The sequence below is a fragment of the Clostridium sp. OS1-26 genome (assembly GCF_030915445.1).
Classification (GTDB): Bacteria; Bacillota; Clostridia; order Clostridiales; family Clostridiaceae; genus Clostridium_AM.
Genome location: NZ_CP133264.1, coordinates 3608700 through 3625040, shown reverse-complemented (window position 1 = coordinate 3625040; position 16341 = coordinate 3608700). Strand labels below are relative to the sequence as shown.

Below are 16341 nucleotides of genomic sequence, written 5' to 3'. Positions count from 1 at the left end.
AATTCACAATAATAGTACGTACTTTCACGATATATACTACCCTTTAAGAAACTATATCTATGCTTTTTAATCTAGTTCTTATTCTTATAAACTTTGCAGATGCTTTATTTAATAATATGGCTGACCTTATTGTAAAGCAAAAACCTCCTAGTATTTTTACTAAGAGATTTTTACATAATACTGTGAAATCTATTTTTAAAAGAATGATATTTCAACCATTTGGCAAAGTGCATGATAAATTGGAAGATGAAGTTCCTGAACTTCAAAGGTAAGCTCCTTAGGCGCTTTTATTGTAACATCACAAAGCTCCGCTATTTTTCCTCCTAACTTTCCAGTGAAGCCTAGAGTTTTTATACCTAAAGCTTTTGCTGTGCAAATAGCATATATAACATTTTTTGAGTTTCCAGAAGTGCTTAACCCTATAGCTAAATCAGAACCTTTTCCATAGGCTAATACTTGTTGGGCATATATTAAGTCTGGGTGCACATCATTTGAAAAAGCAGTACACAAGGCTGATTGTGTTGTTAAATCAATGGCTGGAAGTGCACACTGCAGTCTATTTGCCAAAATTATTCCTGCTTCATTCTCTGTATTTATCAGTCTTTCTTTAATATCTTTAGGAAGTTCTCTCTTTAGCATAAAACCTTTCATTAGTTCTCCTACTATGTGTCCTGAATCTGCAGCACTGCCGCCATTACCGCAAACAAGAATTTTTCCTTCTTTACTATAACATTCATACATCTCTTTATATGCTTTCCATATATCCTCTGAACACACTTCTAATAGGGGATAGTTTTTCATCAGATTATCCAAAACTTTTTTCACGCTTCTCATACTTAAAGCTCCTCTAATAATTTTCGCCTAATGCCACTGACAAACAGGCATAATCTCCAATACTTTCACCTAGACTTGAAGGCAAAATACTGCAGTTTTTATAAGATAACCCTAATGCTTCCTTTTTTATAATTTCTTCTGCTGCAGGCTGTAAAAACTCTCTGCACCTAGCGAATATACTTCCTATTATAATTTTTTCAGGATTTAATATATCAATAATAATAGATAAACCCATGCCTAAATATCTTCCACTTGTTTTTAAAATATCTATTGCTACCTTATCGCCATTTTGAGCAGCAATACCAACTTCTTTTGCCGTGATGTTTTTTGCTTCCTCTAATGTTTCGCAAAACTCTACTCTATCGCCTCTTTTTATTCTCCTAGTTATTTCCTCATAGGCCAACTTAGCAATGCCTCCACCACTGCAATAGCCTTCAAAGGAACCAAACTTTCCATAGCCTAAAGGGCCTTCTCTGCTAAGCCTTATATGGCCTACCTCTCCTGCCATATCATTAGCTCCAGTATAGAGCTTCCCATTTAATATTAAACCTGCTCCTAAACCGGTACCAAAGGTTAAAAAAACCATGTTGTTGCAATTCTTTCCCGCACCAAATTTCCATTCTGCTATAGCACAAGCATTAGCATCATTTTGTAGATATACATTCTTATTAAATCTATTTTTAAAAATGTCTTTTATAGGTATGTTATCCCAATTTGGCAGGTTAGGTGGAGACATGATTATACCTTTTTCACTATCTAAGGGACCACCGCAACTAATCCCAATAGCTCCGATCTCTTCAATGCTGACTTTATTTTTACTTAGCATTTCAGTAATAGAATGAAAAATTTTATTTATAGTATAGTTGGCTTCTCTAGTGATCTTTGTGGGAAAAGAAATCCTATCAATTATCTTGCTATAAGGATTTCCTAAAACCACAGCACACTTTGTTCCGCCAATATCAACGCCTATCAAATTGTCATTATTCATATATTCCTCCTTTTAGTCGAAACACTGAGTAATTTTGCTTGTTTCCCTTCGGGCACTGGGTAACTTAAGATTTTCGCTTTCGCTCACAAGTTACCCGTTAAAGTGAAACTTACTTCAAATGGGGTTTTGCCCACACCCCTAGAAATTATAAGCATATCTCGGGGTATGGGTAGATTTACAACTATTTCTTTATTTCGCTTATATTGTCTTTTGTAACTACCTTTACACCAGTATCTACTTTCTTTTCAACTGTCTTCTTTCCGATAACATCAACAGCTGATTGAATTCCTTTTGCGCCCATATCATAAGGGTTTTGAACCATAGTTGCTTGAATTAATCCTTCGTCTAGAGCATTGATTATATCTTTTGACTTATCAAAACCTACAACATTAACCTTTCCAACTACATTCTTTTGTTTTATTCCTCTTGCAACGCCTACAGTAGAACCTTCATTTGTTGCATAAAAGCCTACTATGTCAGGATTAGCTGTGAGTATATCCATTGTTTGATTTAATGCTGTAGCTTTGTCTCCATTACAATATTGAGTTGTAACAATTTTGATATCTGGATATTTTTCTGCCACTCTGTCCTTGAAACCTTTTTCTCTAATCATTGTAGTTCCAGCACCTGGTTGTGCGCTTATTATTGCTATCTTTCCCTTTTGTCCTATTAGTTCTGCCATTTTATCTGCTGCCATTGATGCTGCTTTTGCATTATCTGTAGCAAAGAATGCAGATATTTTATCTGTTTTTACAGGTGAATCTATTATGATCACCGGTATATTTGCTGCAGCTGCCTTTTCTACTACTGGAGTAAGTGCACTCTGATCTGATGGAGCCAATAAAATAGCATCTGCTTTTTGATTTATTGCGTCCTCTACCATTCTTACCTGTTCACCAGGATCCGTCTTTCCTGCTGGTGCTCTAAAGGTTAACTGTACATTCCCTAATTCTTTAGCCTTTGCTTCTGCCCCTGCTTTAACCGATAACCAGTGTTCGTCTATGGAGTCCATAGTTATCAGTACCATTTTGTACTGTTTTTTATCACTGCTGCCTGATGAACTTGATGAGCTAGTTGAGCTTGAATTGCTGTTTCCACAACCAACTAAGACTAACGACAGACTCATTAACACTGCTGAAACTTTGGCTAAAAGCCTTGGGCGTTTTTTCATGAATGATTCCTCCTATTAATATAATTTTTTATATAAGTAAATTTAATTGAAGACTATTTTCTTTTAACCCTGTCAATATAAACTGCTGCTATAATTACTGCACCAATAACGATTTGCTGCCAAAATGCAGATACATTTATAAGGTTAAGTCCATTTCTTAATACTCCAATTACTAAGGCACCAATGAAGGTTCCAAGTATCATACCTTCTCCGCCTAACAAACTGGCACCACCAATAACGGATGCTGCAACTGCATCTAATTCATAACCTGTACCAGCCGTTGGTTGTGCTGATACTACTCTAGCCGCTAAGATTAATCCTGCACAAGCTGCTAAAAAGCCACTTATTATATATATTGATATCAATGTTCTTTTTGTATTAATTCCAGACAACCTTGCTGCTTCAAAATTACTACCTATTGCATAGGTATACCTGCCAAGCTTTGTCTTAGCTAAAACAAAACCAAAAATTGCTACTAATATAAACATAATCACAGCAGGGATAGGTATACTAGCTATAGAGCCTGTTCCTATAGTTGTAAAAGCCTCAGGCAAATCGGTGACAGGGATACCTTTTGTAATAACTAATGAAACTCCTCTAACTATACTCATAGTTCCTAGTGTCACTATAAAAGGAGGTATATTTCCATAAACCACTATTAATCCATTAATTAATCCTACTAAACAACCAGAAAGTAAACCGCCAATTACAGCAATAGGTACTGCAACGCCGCTTGTCATCAGTATTGCTGCAACTATACCTGCTAAGGCAATATTAGAACCTATAGATAAATCAATACCTGTAGTTATAATTACATAAGTTTGTCCAATGGCAATTATAGCTATAATTGCAGATTGCAGCGCAACAGTCAGCAAATTGTCTACTGAAAAAAACTTATCTGACATAAATCCAAATATCAATGATAACAATATTAAACCACTTAATACTGATAACAATTGAGATGTTTCTCTAGACATTTTAAGCCTGCTACTTACTTTCTCCATTTGCCTCCTCCTTTTCACTACTTGTATATAGCGTTGCATAATGCATTATTTCCTCTTGATTTGTATTTTCACAATTAAGTTCTGCCTTTATTTCACCTTCACACATAACTAAAACTCTGTCACATATTCCCAAAATCTCCGATAGTTCAGAAGATATCATAATTACCCCTATACCTGACTTTTTCAGCTGATTTAGTATATTATATATCTCAATCTTAGCTCCTACATCTACTCCTCTAGTTGGCTCATCAAATATAAATACTTTAGGATTTCTGGTTAGCCACTTTCCTACAACAACTTTTTGCTGATTACCACCACTTAGATTTTTAACTATTTGCTCTAATGAAGGTGTTTTTATTTTTAAGTCCGATACAATCTTATTTGATATTTGCTTTTCCTTTGACCTTTCTATTATTCCCGCTAGTGAAGCAATGGAGTCTATATTAGATAGTGTTAAGTTAAAAGCTACATTCATACTTAAAGATAGCCCCTCATGCTTTCTATCCTCTGGAATATAAGCCAAACCATTTGCTATGGCATCTGCCGGCGACTTAATATTTAGCTTTTTCCCATTTAAATATATTTCTCCAGAATCAATTTTATCCGCGCCAAAGATAGCTCTTGCTAAATCCGTTCTTCCTGCTCCCATAAGCCCTGCAAAGCCTAGAATCTCTCCCTTATATAAGTGAAAAAACACATTTTTTACTCTTTTCCCTTTGTTAAAACCTTTTATCTCTAAAATTTTTTCTCCTCTTTTCATAACTAATTTAGGAAACTTTTCATCTAGTTTTCTTCCAACCATTAAACCTATTAAAGCCTCTAAATCAGTATCTTTGAAATTTAAGGTCTGTATATACTCTCCATCTCTCAGAACTGTAACTCTGTCAACTATTTCTTCCAGCTCCTCTAATCTATGTGAAATGTAGACGATTCCAGTACCTTGATTCTTTAACTCTTTAATTATAGAAAATAAGTCTTCAATTTCTTTTTCAGTAAGTGCAGAGGAAGGCTCATCCATAATTATTACCTGAGCTTTTGTTGAAAGAGCTTTTGCAATTTCCACCATTTGCTGTTTAGATACAGGTAATTTATTAACCTTTTCATTAGGATCAATATCTACATGCAGTCTATCAAGTATCTTTTTTGCCTCTTCTTTTTGCTTTTTTTCATTAATTATTCCTCTTTTTGAAAATTCTCTTCCTATAAATATGTTTTGGGCTACTGTAAGATGAGGACATAAATTTAATTCTTGGTGAATAATACTTATTCCCATATCCTGGGCAATCCTGGTAGAGGCAATATTTACTTCCTTTCCATTTAAAAATATAGTTCCACTATCTTTCTGATAAACTCCAGATAAAATTTTCATTAAAGTAGACTTGCCTGCACCATTTTCTCCAAGCAGTGCATGAACTTCCCCTTTTCTTAGTTCAAAATTTACATTGTTAAGAGCCTTTACACCTGGAAAGGTTTTGCATATACTTTCAGCCTTCATTAGAACATCCATTAATTCACCTCATTTCACTTATATGGATAATAAGCCTTGGTGCTTGACTTCTTCGCCAGTATACATTATTTATCTATAAAAAGCCTTAAAACTAACTAGTAATCATAGTGTCAATCTTATTCTTAATATATTGCTATTACAAAATATGAAAATTTTTTTTATTATATTCTCTTTATTTTATTTAAATATTTACATATTTTTAACAAACCTTCTTATAGTAAATTCCTTTCTTAGATTAAAGAGCTGAGAGCTTTAAACACTAAAATTACAAGCTAAAAAACCATCAGTTATATAATACCGATGGTTCTCTTTATGCTATTTACTTTTTATCTCCAAATTAATCCGCAGAGCAGCTCAAACAAATCTAGTATTTTTTTCGGATTTTTACCTGTTAGCTGCTGAATTCTATCTAACCTATAATTTAACGTATTTCGATGAATATTTAATTTATTAGCTACGTTATTAATATCCCCGTTTTCCTCAATATAGGCCTTCAATGTTTCTATGAGCTCCAATTTATTTCCTGATTTATTTAGATTTGAAAATAAAGAAACAAGAGATTCTTTATACTCATAGGTTAAATGTATAAAAAACTTAAAGTCATCATAAATATATATCTTGCTTGATGGTTTAATTTTAGCACCAATCTCTGCTGCCATTGCCGCCTCTTCTAAAGAGATAGCCGCTATGTCTTTCTCCCTTCCAATACTTATTTTGTTTACATCTTTACTTTCTTGTAATTCTCTTAAAAGTTCATTATATCTATAGTTATCTATAATAAAAAAAGCTGCTTTGTCATTCTCTAGATCAGTATAATGAACATATTTTTGCTTTATTGCTTTAAAGGCTTTTGAATTAACATCACCATCTACTAATATAACTTTACACTTTTTTCTTAGATCTAATTCATAGTTTCTCGCTCTTTGAAGAAACTCATTATCATATTCCGCTTTTCTATAAGCTAATTCATGGTAAAATTTCTCCGTATTTAATCTTTTATTTTGAACTTCTTTATTGATTTTTTCCTGTTCTATCAATAGCTTTGCAGTTACTCTAACTAACTTACTGAATCTCCTAACTTCATCTGGATGCCCTGTAATACCTACTACACCAATTACTTTTCCATCAAAAAATATTGGTTCATTTACCCCCGGCTTCATACCTCCACCTTCAAAGTATACCTCATTTATAGACTGATCATTAATGGCCTTTTTAGCTCCCTCATGAATAGTATCAATACGATTGATGTCTCCACTCCCTACAATTATTCCATCTTCATCCATAACATTTATATTATAAGGAATTACATTCATCATTTCTTCAACAATTTTTTGCGCCATATTCTTGGATAACTTCATTAACTCACATCCTCCATCTATAAGCAGATATCTCAAATCCATGATTTGGAGATAGTCGCTTGCTCCTGCAAAGTAAAGAGCAGGAATTTCCTTAGTAAATAATTATCTTGACTATTTTATCATACAATATCTATATAGCAAAAACAGAATCTTCTCTCCTTTAGATTATACTTAAAAGTCATCTAAAAGCTAGAGAAATTCTGTTTAAAAATTAATTTTTATATTATATTAATCATTCTTATTATATTCTCAGCAGTTCTTTCTATATTTTCTTGCCCTTTTTCCAGTGCTTCTTCAATTGTAGTTACACCTTTCATAATGCCGAAAATTGAATCAATACCTTTACTATATAATATATCTATATCTTCTCCAATTTTACCAGCTAGCGCAACTACTGGTTTGTTATAGTTTTTAGCAATTGTAGCCACTCCAAGAGGTGTTTTCCCATATTGGGTTTGGAAGTCAATGCTTCCCTCACCTGTCCAAACCATATCTGCACTCTTAACTTTTTCCTCAAGCCCAGAGTACTCAATTACCATATCAATACCTTTTTTTAATTTGCCGTTTAAAAATGCCATAAGTCCCGCTCCTAGTCCCCCTGCTGCTCCAGCTCCTGGTATATCTAGCACATCTTTATTTATTTGTTCTTTAATCACACTAGAATAATGTCTCAAATTAAAATCTAATACTGATATCATTTCAGGAGTTGCTCCTTTTTGTGGTCCAAAGACATTGGAAGCTCCTCTTTCTCCGCAAAGTGGATTATTAACATCGCAGGCTACTTCTATTTCAACATCCTTCAAGCGCTCATCAAAATTTGTTAAATCTATAGTAGCTAATTTTCCTAATTCTCCTCCACCAAAACCTAGCTCTTTTCCTTCTTTATCTAGAAGTTTTCCTCCTAAAGCTTGAATTACACCAGCACCACCATCGTTGGTTGCACTTCCACCTATGCCTATTAACAATTTCTTTACTCCATGATCTAAGCATGCTTTAATTAATTGACCAGTACCAAAGGTTGTTGTCACTAGTGGATTTCTTTTTTCCGATGCTACTAAGTGGATTCCGCTGGAACTAGCCATTTCCAGCACTCCGGTTTCTCCATCCCCCAAGATTCCATACATTGCTTTTACTTCATTTCCTAGAGGTCCAATTACATTTAAAGAATATATTTCTCCACCTGTAGCATCTACTAAAGATTGCATTGTTCCTTCTCCTCCATCAGCCATGGGAACATGTATGCAATTAATATTAGCATTTACTTTTTTAATTCCTCTTTCCATTGCTTCACAGGCTTCTTTTGCCGTCATACTTTCCTTAAAGGAATCTGGTGCTAATACTATAACTAAATCTTTTTTCATATCAAACTCTCCTACCTTCTTTTATACATCTGCTCTTCATTTGTATATTTATTGGATTTCTAGTCATAAAGCTCTAAATTCAGTTATCTTAAAAATCCATATATAATTGTTGCTACAATAGCCATAGATCCACCGACAATAGATTCATATGGAATTAACTTCATACGCTCATTAATATTCATCTTTACAGAATCTGCCGTCGCGTGGAAGAAATTACCGTGCGGCAAGTGATCTATAACTGTTGCTCCAGTGTGAACCATTATTGCTGCACTCAATGGCGCTACTCCCATAGATAATATTGCTTTTCCAAAAGTACCTGCTGCTACGATTGATCCTGTTGATGTTGATGCAGTAGCTCCTGCCATTAATATACCTGATATTGGTGCTAAGAATACTCCTGAAATACCTGCTGATTGAATACATTGTACTACTACTTGGCTCAAGTTAGATTTAGAAATAATACCTGCTATTGCTCCTGCTCCTATTAATATTATTGCAGTCCCTGTCATTTTATTTAAGCCTGAAGTTGTATAATCAATAACTTTATTAAATTGTCCCATTGCCAATAATCCTATTAATCCTGCAACAGGCAGTATAATCATAGAGTCAATTTTAATTGATGCTAAAAATTTTATATGCAGTATACTTCCAATAGGGTTAAGTGATAACAATATAATTGCTACAATCGGTGCCACCATTGCTCTAGCAAAGCTTGGCTTTATCTTAGTAGTTGTTACAGCAACTTCCGATTCTTTAATTAGTTCCCCTTTTTGCTTATCAATGTAGCAACAAAATACGTAACTATTAATCCTACTATTGCTGGTAAAAGCCCATTTATCATTACTTGCGCTAAATCTAAGTCGAATCCTTTTGCTACTGCAATCGTATTTGGATTAGGTGAAATTATGTTTCCAGCCTTACCGCCGCCTATCATAGCTAAAAGTATTGATGATTTTGTAAGTCCAACTCTTCTTGCTACAGATAGTGCTATCGGAGCAACTATAATAACTGAAACCGCAATGAATACTCCTACGGCAGTAATAACCATAGTTGCTAAAGCTATTGCTAAAAGTGCCTTTTGTTCACCTAGTTTTTCTACTATAGTTTCTGCAATTTTTTCTGCTGCACCAGACTCAATTAGAATTCCTGCTAATATACCTGCCGCTAATACACGTACTACTGCTCCCATTACACTATTAGTACCGTCAATAACTATTTGCGTTGTTTGAGCTAAGCTAGCTCCACCTACTACTCCACCTATAATAGCTCCACCAAAAAGAGCATATACAGGGTTTACCTTTCTGAAAATTAATAGTATAGCAATTGCTAATCCCAATATTGCTCCACTCCAATGAATAACTGCCATTATGTTTCCTCCTTAGTAAATTAAACTTTTAATCTAATAATTAACGTTAACGTTTTCTTAATATAATAATAGTGTATTTATACTAAGTTTTATATTGATTATGTAACGATTTTTTTTGTGTATTTGCATAAAATATGTAGAAAGCATAAACTGACGGACACCAAATGGTCATTCATCTGGCATCCGTCAGTTATTTATAACTTAAATTTTATTGTTATGTTAAGATTCCCATCAAAGAGCTCTGCAGAAATTTTATGTCCCATTTGTTCAAGTAACTGCTTTGATATAGCAAGTCCAAGACCAGTATTATTTCCGTTTCTTGTACGATCCACTGTAAAAAATCGTTCAAATAGATGTGACGCATCTTCTACACTTAAATTGGATGCATCATTTTTAAAGACTATAATAATAAAGTTATCTTGCTGCTTTAGAGATATAAATACACTTTTTTCTCCATACTTTATCATATTTTGTATTAGATTTGAAAACACTCGTCTTATTGCATTTTCGTCTGCAATAACCATTGCCACTTTTTGATCTATGTCAATAGCTGGCTCTATTCCTTTATTTATGAAATCATTGTAAAAGGAAGCTATTATATCGCAAAGTATGTTGGGTAAGCTCAGTGATTTAAACTCAAATTTATATTCTTTCGCCTCAAGTCTAGATAGATCATAAAAGCTGGTTATTAAAGTTTGAAGAGACTTTGTTCTATTCTTTATTATATTCATATATTCTTTTTTCTCATCAATCGTCAAACTGTCATCCTCAATAAGTTGAATGTATCCCATTATTGATGTAAGTGGAGTTCTAAGATCATGCGACATATTTGCAATAGCCTGCCTAAGCTCTAAGTCTATTTTTTTATATTCAGTTTCTGTTTTTCTTTTTTCCTCTAAAGATTTATTTATCTCTAAAACTAACCTTTCCAGATTCTTATCTCTTAATGAAAGAAGTACCTTTGAATTAGTTTTGATGCTGTTAATTTTATTTAGCTGACATGTTATATTTCTAATTTCTTTATGCAATAGCACATAAAGGGTGACAATTATGATTATCATTCCTGTAAGAAAAATAAATGTTAATACTTCTATATTTATCACCCCTTTCTTTCTACTTGACTTCCTTCTTTCTAAAGTATGCTATACTAAAAATTAAGAATACAATAGTATATATACATCCTATAATAGCTGCAGAAGTGAGATCTTGCTTTGATACTATACTTCCACCTAATTTGCTTAATTGGACTGTAATTAAGTGATCATATACATACTTGAATTTATGCGAAACAAGAAATGCCAATAATTTTACAATTTGTGATGTCATTAAAAATACTCCAGCATATACAAAGGCACATATGGTGCTGTTACTAATAATAACATTGAGAAAAACTCCTACTGCTATAGCTGCTATCCAAAGTGGTAGTGCTGCTGCTAATCTTGCAATGTGATCTAAAAATATCCCGTGGAACCCATTTCCAAGACCTAATAATACTGCTGCACTTCCATAAAATATAGTTAACATAATAATGGCTGCTATAAAAGAGAGAATAACTGTAACAATAAACTTTGATAGAATCAATTTGTTCCTTGGAAGCCCAAAAGTTATAACGTTTTTCAAAGTTTTATTTTTATACTCTTCAGCTATAACCATCTCAATAGTACCTGCCACCAAAAATACAGGTATAAAAACCATATGATTACTAATCTGTATTATCGTACTTAAATTTATACTAGGTATATGGTTTACATTAAGTATAATAACAATGGTTAATAACAAAGCTGATATTATTCCTGTGTAAACCCAGAAGTATGCTCTGTTAAAGTTTCTGTAAAGTTCAGCTTTTATATAATTAATCATGTTTATTACCCCCAACCAAATTGATAAAATAGTCCTCCAATTGTGAACCCATTTGGCATATGGAGTATAACATAATTCCATTATTAACAATGGCCATTGATATAAGTTCAGGTTTATCTACTTTCTCATATAATCTTATTTCGTTATCACCAAGCACTTCATAATTGCTGCATTTAAGCTGGTTTTCTATCAAAGCTACTGCTTTTTCAGTGTTGTTTACTTTAATTGATAAATAGTTTTTGCATTTCTCTTTTAAATCTGCTGCTGATATTTGCTCTATAAATTCACCTTTATGAATAAATCCATAGGTAGTTGCCAGTTGACTTAGCTCACTTAATATATGGCTTGATATTATAATTGTGGTATTTCTTTCTCTGTTTAACTTTAGTAAAATATCTCTTACTTCTACTATTCCTGTAGGGTCAAGTCCATTTATAGGTTCATCTAAAATTAGCAAATCGGGACTTGCCATGATAGCTAGAGCCAAACCAAGGCGCTGTTTCATTCCAAGGGAAAAGTTTTTAAACTTTTTCTTTTCAGTGTTCAAAAGCCCGACAATTTCCAGTGCATGATTAGCAGCTTCATTTTCTACAATTCCTCTTTGGATTCCATAATACTCAAGGTTTTTTCTTGCAGATAAATACGGGAAAAAGTCTGGTGTCTCAATAATACATCCCGTTCTCATTCTAGCTTTGCTTAACCCCGCCTCTGATGTTTCGTCAAAGATTTGAATTTCTCCTTTCGTTGGCATTGTAAGTCCAGTTATCATTCTGAGTAAAGTAGTTTTTCCTGCACCATTTTTACCAACAAGGCCATATATCTCTCCCTGCTTTATCTCCATATTTACATTATTTACTGCAGCATAACTGCGATATTTTTTAGTTAAATTTTTAGTTTTCAGTACAGTTGCGTTCAACTAGTATCCCCTCCTTCTTTGTATACTTACATATTAGAATAAAATATACAAGAAAGCCTAAATAAACACTTAAGAAAGTATTAAGTTTTATCACTCATCTTAAATCCAATGCCCCATACTGTATGTATGTACTCTGTCTCTGGATCAACTTTAGCTATTTTTGATCGAATGTTACTTACATGAACATTAACTGTATTATCATCACCTAAAAAATCGGCGTTCCAAGCATGCTCGAATAAATTTGCCTTTGTAAAGACCTTGCTTGGATAAGACATTAGAATTTGAAGTATGGAAAATTCTCTCGCAGTTAGTGAAATAGGCTGACCATCAACTGAGACTTCCAGAGTTTCTGTATCTAAAGTTAAATTTTTATGTACTAAAACATTAGCTTTTCCATTATTATTTGAAAATACCATATAACGTCTTAATTGTGCTTCAACCCTCGCTAAAACCTCATAGGCATCAAAAGGCTTTGATACAAAATCATCTGCTCCTAGTTTTAACACATCTATCTTTATTTCCTGTCCAGGTTTTGCAGATATAACTATAATTGGCACTGTATTAATTTTTCTTATATACTCTATAAGTTCTTCCCCTGTTGCTCCAGGCAGCATTAAGTCTAGTAAAACCAACTGAAAATTATAGTTCTCAAGACACATCTTAGCTTCTGAACCTGAATAAGCACATCTAATATTGTAACCATTTTTACTTAGTATTTTATGCAGTAGATTGTTTATATCCGAATCATCTTCCACAATTAATATATTTATATTATCTTTCATACTTAAATCTCCCCCCAGATAGATTATAAACAAAATCTATCAAAGTTTTCCACTTTTGTAGAGTTAATATGCTTTCTTAATACAATAACTGCTCTCCCATTATACAGTATTCTCGCTTTTTATGCTTACTGTTGTAATATTAGATAGATTTTTTCTCCTGTAGATACTAAGTATTAGACCTATTGCCGCCATCTGTGTTATTGCACGTGTTCCTCCATAGCTTATAAAAGGCAGACTCACTGATATTATAGGTGCAAGTCCTAATATCATGAGTATATTCCATACAAATTCTAATGCAAAAATGCACATAAACCCCTGTATAATAAGGCTTCCGAACTTATCTTTAACTTTTTTCGCTGCTATAAACATACGTACTATAAATATAAAAGCCAGCATTATGACAATGATTCCTGCTATCCATCCAAAGGTATAAATTATATATGTAAGTATAAAATCATTTTGAACCTCTGGAATAGTTTTCTGTGGAAAGGTAAATCCATGCCCAAACCAGGTTACTGATTTTAAAAGCTTTGCAATTTGAAAATTAACATATCCTGCCCCTAAAGGATCTTGTTCTGGATGTAAAAAACTAAAAATAGCCTGTGTACGGTATGGCTCTGAAACAAGATAATAAATTCCACCTGTAATAAGTATTCCTATTGCAGAAATAATGTATCTCAACTTTGATTTTGTTGCAATCATAAGTGTTAAAAATAACATCATATAAATCACTTCAGCTATTCTTACTCTTAAGGCTGAATATAATACAAGTGGTACAAAGGCCATAGCAAATCCCTGTATAACTTGCTTTGTATTGTTCCAATCTAGCTCCTTTAATATTTTAGAAAGAGCAACAGCATAAAAAAATAGACTTACCTCTATGATATCAATGCCGATAACTCCTATATGAATCCAGTTTTTTCTGCCATTAACGTAATCCCCCATAAACATTTGTAAAACCAATATTGCTGTGACTACAATGTAAATTTTCTTGGAATACTTCTCTAATATTCTATAGTCGAAAAAGTACAATGCAGAAATTATGCAGTAACCCAATATATTAAATACTGTATTTTTGTAAAAAATGGTCATATTCGGAGATATTCCATTAGCCACAATAAAATAAATCGAAAACATTCCTATAAATGAAAGTGCAACTGTTAAGAGAATAATTCCCCTCTCTGGAGCTGCTTTATGGCTCTCGTTTAGCTGTCTTCCTATAAATTCTGCATCTCCCATCTCTAGAAGAACTCTTTCCACCAACTCACTCTCTTCTATTCCCTCTTTTCGTTGCTCTTCCAATTTTTCTTCAAAGTGATCTAATAATTCTGCCTTTATCTCATTATGTGCCTGTTTATATCTAACATGACTGCAAATTTCATTGATATATGCATCTATTTTAGAGTTATTTATCCCCATACAAATCCCTCCCAAATTACTTTATCTACCGCAGAGCGAAACACTTTCCATTCTTCCTGTTTTTCTTTCATGTACTCTCTTCCAGCTTTAGTGATTCTGTAGTACTTTCTTTTTCTGCTACCATCAGTTTCTGTCCAGTAACTCTCCACCATTCCCTCTCCCTCTAGAGAATGGAGTATGGGATATAAGGTTCCTTCCTTAAAAGTAAATACTCCCTCAGATTTTAATTCTATTTCTTTTATCATTTCGTAGCCATACATAGTTTTTCTGTCCAGAAGTGTTAGAATTAAAATCACAGTACTCCCTTTCATAAGTTCTTTATTTATTGTCATATTGTCACCTCCAATTACAATGCATAGTAAATCTATGCATTGAATATCTATATATAAATATACACTTATTTCCTATTTATTTCAACCTTTACTTATTTGATGATAATTTATATACTTAGAAAAAATTAGAGCTAACCTAATGATTAACTCTCCTGCTATTAAAAGGGTATCCAATTTATGCAACTTTATTTTTTCATCTTATCACTTATAAATTTATTATATTGGTTTAGTGCTGCATTTAGTATTTTACTAGCTGTAACTACTTCTGAATCCACTAAGTTACCTTCTTTTAGTTCTATTAATTGTTCTAAGCTTTCTCTTAATGTATTTACGTCTTTTAGTAAATCTTCTAACTCTGACATTTAAAACACCTCCAAACAATAGCTTTACCGTCTGTGGTCTAAATTAATCATTTATTAGCAATACAAATTTTAATTTATATATTCTTAATATAGCTTGTATAGATATTTAACAATTCTTGCTTGCTTTCTTAATAAAAAAATAGCACCAGTATTTCACCAGTGCTTAAATCAATAAATTTAACTTTTAAAGGAATTATTAAGAATAACTTTTCTAATTCTTAATAACTTAGGATAAAATTATTGTAAACTGCAAATATTACGAAATCATGTCTTGTTTGTTAAGTAACTGTTTCTAATTTATTACATTTAAATAAGTTCCTGAATTTAACCTCGTACTTTATGAAAAACATCCTTCATCTGTCTATTTATACTTTCAATATCAAATATATATTCATAATGTTGTTTATCTGCCCATTCTTTTAATTTTTGATGCTCTGGGTGACTTTTATCATTAACAGACTCTAAGAACTGTTCATATGCAAATATTCCACCTATATCTTCAGGCGGACATGCTCCTTCTCCTTCTATACAAACAGGATAATTATTTTCATAATCCTCTAGTACCTCTTCTAAGATTATATTGTGTTTCCAGTAGTCACCAAAGTCATATACGTATTCAATGTTTTTGTAATTACTTAAATACTTATCTATTTTTATATCGCTACTTAATTTAGGAGTAATCTCTAGCATTTTTGCAACATACCCATAAGGGTCATTTTTCTTTGTCAATTTCTTTTTAGAATAGAACTCATATTCAACAATGGTCTTTTCATCTCCCGTAACTCTGAGTTTTTCTTCAATAATATTAAAATCATATAAGTAATTGTCTCTCCAACCCATAGAAATTTGAATTATATCGTGCAATCTTTTAAAGGTTATTTCTGCCGGAACAATTATTCTTCTCCATATTAATAGTTCAGTATCTTTTAGAGATATCTTTATTTTATACGCTCTCATCTTGCACCTCAGCCTTTTATTTATAAATTTAACAGTTGCTATGAATCAATTAATTTGATATTGCTGCTCTTTAGCTTATTATATCAAAACTTATAAATTAATTGCTATTACCTCATAAAAGAAT

The 16341-nt window shown here is 32.7% G+C and carries 15 protein-coding genes and 1 pseudogene; all 16 read right to left on the bottom strand.

Features of this window, described 5'->3' with window-relative positions; translation table 11 throughout:
• Nucleotides 1-195 precede the first annotated feature (195 nt).
• The 16 genes and pseudogenes from RCG18_RS17670 to RCG18_RS17595 all read right to left on the bottom strand — a co-directional run bounded on the left by RCG18_RS17670 (nucleotide 196) and on the right by RCG18_RS17595 (nucleotide 16217).
• A complete protein-coding gene (locus RCG18_RS17670) occupies nucleotides 196-834 on the bottom strand; it encodes an SIS domain-containing protein (RefSeq protein WP_308037344.1) in 639 nt (212 codons plus the stop codon).
• Between the two features lie 13 nt (nucleotides 835-847).
• Nucleotides 848-1822 carry an ROK family protein gene (locus RCG18_RS17665; RefSeq protein ID WP_308037343.1) on the bottom strand — a complete coding sequence of 325 codons (975 nt, stop codon included), beginning with the start codon at nucleotides 1820-1822 and terminating at the stop codon, nucleotides 848-850.
• Between the two features lie 181 nt (nucleotides 1823-2003).
• On the bottom strand, nucleotides 2004-2993 hold the full coding sequence (locus tag RCG18_RS17660; protein ID WP_308037342.1) for an ABC transporter substrate-binding protein: 990 nt from the start codon (nucleotides 2991-2993) through the stop codon (nucleotides 2004-2006).
• Between the two features lie 53 nt (nucleotides 2994-3046).
• The gene (locus RCG18_RS17655) at nucleotides 3047-3997 is read right to left on the bottom strand and encodes an ABC transporter permease (protein ID WP_308037341.1); all 951 of its coding nucleotides are present in this window, start codon (nucleotides 3995-3997) and stop codon (nucleotides 3047-3049) included.
• On the bottom strand, nucleotides 3981-5504 hold the full coding sequence (locus RCG18_RS17650) for an ATP-binding cassette domain-containing protein (RefSeq protein WP_308037340.1): 1524 nt from the start codon (nucleotides 5502-5504) through the stop codon (nucleotides 3981-3983). Before RCG18_RS17650 ends, RCG18_RS17655 begins: the two co-directional genes overlap by 17 nt.
• 326 nt (nucleotides 5505-5830) lie before the next feature.
• Nucleotides 5831-6904 carry a sugar diacid recognition domain-containing protein gene (locus tag RCG18_RS17645; protein ID WP_308037339.1) on the bottom strand — a complete coding sequence of 358 codons (1074 nt, stop codon included), beginning with the start codon at nucleotides 6902-6904 and terminating at the stop codon, nucleotides 5831-5833.
• Nucleotides 6905-7080: 176 nt separating this feature from the next.
• Entirely contained in the window at nucleotides 7081-8223 is a 1143-nt protein-coding gene (locus RCG18_RS17640; protein ID WP_308037338.1) for a glycerate kinase, read from the bottom strand.
• An 83-nt stretch (nucleotides 8224-8306) separates the two neighbouring features.
• Nucleotides 8307-9589 (bottom strand): annotated as a pseudogene (locus RCG18_RS17635) (GntP family permease).
• 194 nt (nucleotides 9590-9783) lie between these two features.
• The gene (locus RCG18_RS17630; protein WP_308037337.1) at nucleotides 9784-10692 is read right to left on the bottom strand and encodes a HAMP domain-containing sensor histidine kinase; all 909 of its coding nucleotides are present in this window, start codon (nucleotides 10690-10692) and stop codon (nucleotides 9784-9786) included.
• Between the two features lie 10 nt (nucleotides 10693-10702).
• On the bottom strand, nucleotides 10703-11449 hold the full coding sequence (locus RCG18_RS17625; RefSeq protein ID WP_308037336.1) for an ABC transporter permease subunit: 747 nt from the start codon (nucleotides 11447-11449) through the stop codon (nucleotides 10703-10705).
• A complete protein-coding gene (locus RCG18_RS17620) occupies nucleotides 11442-12365 on the bottom strand; it encodes an ABC transporter ATP-binding protein (RefSeq protein WP_308037335.1) in 924 nt (307 codons plus the stop codon). The genes RCG18_RS17625 and RCG18_RS17620 overlap by 8 nt, the downstream gene beginning before the upstream one ends.
• A gap of 80 nt (nucleotides 12366-12445) precedes the next feature.
• A complete protein-coding gene (locus RCG18_RS17615) occupies nucleotides 12446-13147 on the bottom strand; it encodes a response regulator transcription factor (RefSeq protein ID WP_308037334.1) in 702 nt (233 codons plus the stop codon).
• 99 nt (nucleotides 13148-13246) lie between these two features.
• Complete coding sequence (locus RCG18_RS17610; RefSeq protein WP_308037333.1) at nucleotides 13247-14566, bottom strand: FtsW/RodA/SpoVE family cell cycle protein; 1320 nt, start codon at nucleotides 14564-14566, stop codon at nucleotides 13247-13249.
• The gene (locus tag RCG18_RS17605; RefSeq protein WP_308037332.1) at nucleotides 14557-14898 is read right to left on the bottom strand and encodes a helix-turn-helix transcriptional regulator; all 342 of its coding nucleotides are present in this window, start codon (nucleotides 14896-14898) and stop codon (nucleotides 14557-14559) included. Before RCG18_RS17605 ends, RCG18_RS17610 begins: the two co-directional genes overlap by 10 nt.
• A gap of 185 nt (nucleotides 14899-15083) precedes the next feature.
• A complete protein-coding gene (locus tag RCG18_RS17600; protein ID WP_308037331.1) occupies nucleotides 15084-15260 on the bottom strand; it encodes an aspartyl-phosphate phosphatase Spo0E family protein in 177 nt (58 codons plus the stop codon).
• A gap of 324 nt (nucleotides 15261-15584) precedes the next feature.
• A complete protein-coding gene (locus RCG18_RS17595; RefSeq protein WP_308037330.1) occupies nucleotides 15585-16217 on the bottom strand; it encodes a plasmid pRiA4b ORF-3 family protein in 633 nt (210 codons plus the stop codon).
• Nucleotides 16218-16341 lie beyond the last annotated feature (124 nt).